This is a genomic window from Streptomyces caelestis, assembly GCF_001279005.1.
In the GTDB taxonomy this organism is placed as follows: domain Bacteria; phylum Actinomycetota; class Actinomycetes; order Streptomycetales; family Streptomycetaceae; genus Streptomyces; species Streptomyces heliomycini.
In genome coordinates this window covers 1-434 of sequence record NZ_LGCN01000073.1, presented here as the reverse complement: position 1 = coordinate 434, position 434 = coordinate 1, and the positions used below count along the sequence as shown (strand labels likewise).

General features: G+C 75.1%; 1 protein-coding gene. It reads right to left on the bottom strand.

Annotated elements, in window-relative coordinates; genetic code table 11:
- On the bottom strand, positions 1–434 hold a 434-nt coding region (locus tag ADK41_RS06845), incomplete at both ends, for a glycoside hydrolase family 3 N-terminal domain-containing protein (protein WP_030837703.1).

The window sequence follows — 434 nt, the reverse complement described above, 5'->3', positions numbered from 1 at the left end:
CATCACGGAGCGGGCGCCGCCCTCGCGGACCGCCATCTCGAACGGCGGCAGCAGGACGTCGGCCCGTTCGCGGGCGCCCATGGGGGCGGGGGCGAGGTTGCGTCCGGCGCGGGAGGCCGAGTAGCCGACGAAGTGCTTGAGGGTGGCGACGATCCCGGCGGACTCCAGGCCCTGCACGTAGGCGGTGCCGATGGTGCCGACGAGGTAGGGGTCCTCGCCGATGGTCTCCTCCACCCGGCCCCAGCGGGCGTCGCGCACCACGTCGAGGACGGGCGCGAGACCCTGGTGGACGCCGACGGAGCGCATGTCGCGGCCGATCGCGGCGGCCATCCGGCGCACCACGTCGGGGTCGAAGGTGGCGCCCCAGGACAGCGGGACGGGATAGGCGGTGGCGCCCCAGGCGGCGAAACCGGCCAGACACTCCTCGTGCGCGA